This window comes from Cytophagia bacterium CHB2, assembly GCA_030263535.1.
Lineage (GTDB): Bacteria > Zhuqueibacterota > Zhuqueibacteria > Zhuqueibacterales > Zhuqueibacteraceae > Coneutiohabitans.
The window spans coordinates 1-5304 of sequence record SZPB01000410.1; the positions used below are offsets into that span (position 1 = coordinate 1).

The 5304-nt window shown below is 54.5% G+C and carries 3 protein-coding genes; all 3 read right to left on the reverse strand.

Features of this window, described 5'->3' with window-relative positions; all coding sequences use genetic code 11:
• A partial coding sequence (locus tag FBQ85_26115; protein ID MDL1878607.1) for a hypothetical protein occupies positions 1-3726 on the reverse strand: 3726 nt, incomplete at its 3' end.
• 110 nt (positions 3727-3836) lie between these two features.
• Positions 3837-4343, reverse strand: a complete 507-nt coding sequence (locus FBQ85_26120; protein MDL1878608.1) for a MerR family transcriptional regulator — start codon at positions 4341-4343, stop codon at positions 3837-3839.
• Positions 4344-4475: 132 nt separating this feature from the next.
• A complete protein-coding gene (locus FBQ85_26125; GenBank protein ID MDL1878609.1) occupies positions 4476-5303 on the reverse strand; it encodes a polysaccharide deacetylase family protein in 828 nt (275 codons plus the stop codon).
• Position 5304: the final 1 nt, after the last annotated feature.

The following is a 5304-nucleotide window of genomic DNA, read 5'->3' on the forward strand; positions in this document are numbered from 1 at the left end:
TTGGACGTGCACATAAGCCGGCACGTGAAAACTCAGGAAACGCGGCACATTATGCCAGTGCTGGTTGATTTCGATGACGAGCCGGTCTGAGTGTACAGTCGCTTTAAATGAAAGGCGACCAAATTTGGTGTCTGCGTTGCTGAGCGCGATTTCGTCGCCGGGTTTCAGCCATGCGGGAGAAACTGCTGAAAACAAATGCAAATCACGGCCGTCTTCGCGGATGAGCATGTCGCGCAGCAGTGTGATCAATCTTGCGCCGAAGGGATTGAACGGTGTGACGGTGCCGTGTTCCTGGCGGTCGCCCCATGGCGTCACGCGCTCGCCAATGATGTGATGGCTTGCACTCGTATGCAGCAACAGTGCGTAAAGATTCTGTACCACCGTTTTCGCATCGTTGCGTAACAACGCCGCATAAGCCAGGGCAAAAGTGGCATTCGGATCGAGTCCACCGTGTTGTACACTTGTAAACAGCCCCTCTTCCCCACGGCCGCGCCAATCACGCAAGACCGCGGCGAGCCTGTCAAGCTGTGTTATAGGCTGAGGCATGAAGGAGGCGGCGAGCAGGCTTATCGGCCCAGTTTCGCCGGGAGCCAGGCGGTCGTTTGGCGTTGGTGCAGCAGCGTTCTGCTGAGTTTTGAGATTCTCTTGCAATGCTGCCAGCTTGCGCGAATACTGTTCGAACTCTGGCTGGGCCCCCAGCATCTGGGCAATTTCAGCGGCATGCTGCAAAATCGCCAATGCTTCAACGTGAACATTGCTCTTCTCCGGCGGTTGAGAGAGTTTTTCAATTTCCGCTGCCACTGCTTTTAGTACGGGCAAGAAATCCCTGCCGAGCGCGACATTACGGGTCAACTCAAGGTGTTGCCGCACGGCCCAACAAATTTGACCATGCATTTCCCACGATGCGCCAGCATCTTGACTCTCATGCATCCGAGCGAGGGTAGCTTCCTGCGCATGCGGAAGAAGTTGTCGAAGTATGCGTTCAGCCAGATTATGATACCCCATCACATCGAAAGCGCGCGCGGCCTCTGCGGCTAGTCCAGCGTGTTGCCTGGGCAAGGGCTGCGTTCCGCCAAACAGAATTGCGTTATAGATCAAATGAGCCTGCAATGCTCGTGTGATTTTGGATTCTGGAAAAGAAAACTGCGCGCCGTCGGTTAGAAAACTTTCCCATACTTGTTCTGTTTGCTTGCGGGAGTTGGCCGCTTCGCCGTTTATTGAGCTGGCGGTAATCGCGTTGTTGGTTGGCAGAGGCGTTTCAGGCAGCGCGAACGTCAAGTGTTGAGTTGCACCCGAGGCCAGGTTGAAATTGTAAATTATAATACCCGCCGGTTCGTGTGCTTGCCGCTGCGAACGTTGAGGCAATTCAATGCGATTGGCGGGCATGTCCGGCAACAGGCAAATGATCTCATCGCCGCGCAGCAGTTGCCGTCCGGCAACGCGATACTGCCAATTGTCATGGAAAGCAACCCGGCTCGGGAAGCGCCGTGCTTCACCGCGAAATCGTACGCCGAGGCCGAAAACCGCGGGTTGCGGCGTATTACCGAGATTGGTGATCTCGACGTGCACATAATTCATGGGAATGGATGAAGCGCTTTGCTCCGCCGCGACGAATGTCTCGAAATTATATTGAATACTGCCGTGCTGCGCCTTGTAGTTCAAGATCGGCAGATAATCCTTGTGCAACGTTTTCGTACGGCTGCTGAGCGGCTGCACATCGGCGCCCCCATAAAACATGATCTCGGCCGCGCCCGTAAATAAGAAACCTTCCGGAGTAATTTGCGTTGCAACCCCGTTCGCACGGCTGCCGATCATCGCCCACGGCTGCTGCAAATATTCAAACGGCTCGTGTTGGTCGATGGCGGGATCGATCATATCTCTTGAGTCGATCTCCAAAGCGGCATTGGGCGTGTTGCCAATTCCAAGAGGGCCGCGCAATATTCCAGGATGTGAGCCGCCGCCTTCGACGCGGACAACCAGTGAATTCTCGCGGTCGAATCGAATCAATGACGAAATATCTAAGGCTTGCTGATTTTGTGCAATGACCGCGCCGCTTGTGTCCGAGAGTGCCAGCGGTTTATTGTTCAGCCACATTTGGTAATTGCCGGCAATTTTGCCCAGCGGTAACCACATTTTTTCACCGCGCCAACTACGATCAAGCGCAAAAAGCTGGCGATACCATGTCACACCCTCAAAGCTTTGCTCGGTCCAGGCATCGCCGTTGCGCAGCTTGGGCCAAAGCTGTTCGTGAATTTTACCCTCGCCCCAGCGATCAGGCCCGCCTTGCCTCCAGGGATCCGGCTTGTATGACCAATCGCCTTCATGCAGCGCCCAAAACCGCGAGCGCTTCATCTGAAAACCCTCGATGTGAAAACGCACCCGTTCGCCCGGCCGCAGCTCGACGCGGCCGTTCCAGCTTGGCGGCCAAAAACGCGGCAAATCCTGCGCATCAAGCGCGAACAAGTGATTGACGCCCGTGAGCACGATGCTGCCGTGATTCGGATCGGCCACGAAATCCAGCCATACAAGATCATCTGCGACTGCGCCTGCTGGCAAAGGAATCGCTGTTTGCCGCGCATAGGGCGCGGTGGAGGTGATTACAAGTCGTGGCGACCATACGTGGGAAGCATACTCGCCTGCTTGTCCGCGGTATCTTGCCAGAAAAAATCCGCCGCAAGTGTCGCTGGCCCCGCCGCGGCGAGGTTGCGCCGAGAATTCCACGAACAAGTATCGCTGCAGATCGTTAATCGGCGGATCGTGCTGCGCAAATGTTGCAAGCCGCTGCTCGCGGCGCGCTTCTGCTGCGCTCACTTGCCAAATCCAGGGCTCGGCCAACATCAAGCGTTCACGCGCTTCTCCAACAGGCAATTCCCGCCGTGGCGCCAAGGCAAAACGCAACCGGCTTGCCAGCGTGTCGGACAGCATATTATTCTGCGTCGCTACTTGCAACGCCGGTTGGTTGTTTTCAAGGCCGCCGCGAAATTCGACGGTTTTATGCTCACGGCCTTGATAAAAGGCGCGTCTGCGCTCGCCGTCGGGTTCAAGCTCGACGCGATACGTCCATTCAATGTCGGTGTAGCGTCCCCAACGATGCAGCAATCCGAGGGCAGGTGTACCGCCGTCTTCGTTGCTGTAGATAACGGAATAAGTGATTTCTTGCAGGCCACGCGAGGGATCTTCTTTGGTTTGATAAGCGAGCAGCAGAGGAATATCCGAGGCGCGACCGTCCCGGCGGCCAAACAACAGCGGGGCGTGCGCTAAAATCGGATATTGCGGGTGATCGGCATGATAGATCTCCAGGCGAAGGTTGACAAGTTTCAAATCGCGCTGCCGTTCAAGCGCAGAGGAGTCGGCGCGCAGTAATTCCAGTGTGTGTTCGCCCGCATCGATGAACCCCAAATGCACTTCATAATGATGAAATTCTCCGCCGCGAAAGGTTACGACATGCGAACGCAGTTTGCCGTCCACGGCCACGCCCAGCACCAGGCCCGGCACGGTTGAATCCTCCCAGTTGGTGGCGGAGTAGATTTGCAGCGATACAATTGCTTGCCCGGGTCTTTTGAGCGCAAAATCACAAGACCAGCCGTCTTTGATGATAACCGTGCGGCTGTTCAATTTTTGTGTGGTCGAAGGCAATCCGAGATCCTGCGCTGACGCGGGTCGAGCAACGCTTGCGGCCAGCATCGCGAATAATGACCATGTCCAAAGCCGATTTGCTTTTTTCATACTGCGCTCCCGCCTAGATAAAAAGAAAGATTTTTGCCAATTCAAAAAATAATACTGCTGCGCTCTCACTTACGCAGGAGAGAGATGATACCTAAGGACACAGATTACAATCAGTCGGGAATTTGATCGGGCGGTGAAGAAGAGGCCGGCTCTGAAAGAATTGCTGCCGGGGGTGGGCCTGGAACAGCCTCCGTTGAGCCGGACAAGCTTCCATTTTTATTTTTCTTGGGCGCAAACCCGTGGCGGAGCTTGGCCGGCGATTTGGAAGGCTCAAACAGCGTCAGGAGATTTTCCAGCTCTTTTTTGATTTCGAATAACGTGTCCTCGCTGCGCAAGTCCTCAAACGAAAGCGCCATTTGCGGGCTGCTTTGTTTCATTGCCTTCAAGCGCTGCCGTGCACCCGCAATAGTGTATTTTTCCTGGTACAGCAATTTTTTGATAAGAAAGATGAGCTTGATGTCCTCCAAGCGGTAGATGCGGTTGCCGCTGCGATCCTTCCTGGGATGCAACTCAGAGAATTCCGTTTCCCAATAGCGCAAGACGTACGGCTTCAATGAGGTGATGCGGCTTACCTCGCGAATGGAATATTGGACTTTTTGCGTCTTGCGCGAAGGCATGAGAATCGCGTCTGCCTGAGCAATTGAGAATCAGATTCCACCGTTGACGTCAGGAAACATGTTATCCCAGGCGCAAATCGCTTGGGATTCAGGCCGTATTTTATTTCGCGGAAAAAAATAGCGACCTTTCTCTTAAATTTCAAGCCGTTTTTTCACAGCGCCGCCTAGCTTGCCGAACGCTTTAACCACAATCGTGCCGGTGGAAAAGAAACTGATGGCGCGTTGGCGCAGGTATTCACGCTTGGAATCTCCTCCCGTTTCGACACGGCGTTGAAAGCTGTTTAATGTGTCATGCAAATAAATTCCACGACGAGGGACAATCATCAATCCCCGCCTTTCCGCAGATGGTATTTGTCCGGCGAGGTTATCCTGCCGTTGTCCCAGTGTCGCAACCGTGTGGTAACCCGCTTGCCGGGCAGCTTCAAACACACGATGATTCCCTCGCCCGAACGGCAGCGAAAGATGCCGGATGGGAATATTCAGATGATCCTCGAGTATTTCGCGCGAGCGGCGCAAATCGTCAAACAGTTCTGCTTCTGAGAGTGAGGGCAAATAAGCATGGCGTAGCGAATGGCTGCCGATTTCCCAGCCCGCTGCGAGCATATCGCGCAACTCGTCCCAATCAAGATGCATCGTACGCCGGCCAAAGAAATTTACATCCCAGCGGTTTTCCCGGCCGACATAGTCTGCCACCGGATAGACCGTCGCGGTAAACCCAAAGCGCTGGAGAACCGGCAGGGCATTTTTCGCCAGCGCGCGAAAGCCGTCATCAAAAGTGAGTACAATTTTTTTCCCGGCAATCGCGCGGTTGTTGTTCAAATAATCTGTTAGAGAACTTGTGCGATAGCCAGCCTCGGCAAGCCAGATCATTTGACGCTCGAATTGCGCCGAGGTAATCCACGTAATGCCGAGGGTCTTGCGGCCGCCGACCTGGTGGTAAGCTAAGACGATGGGAAGCATG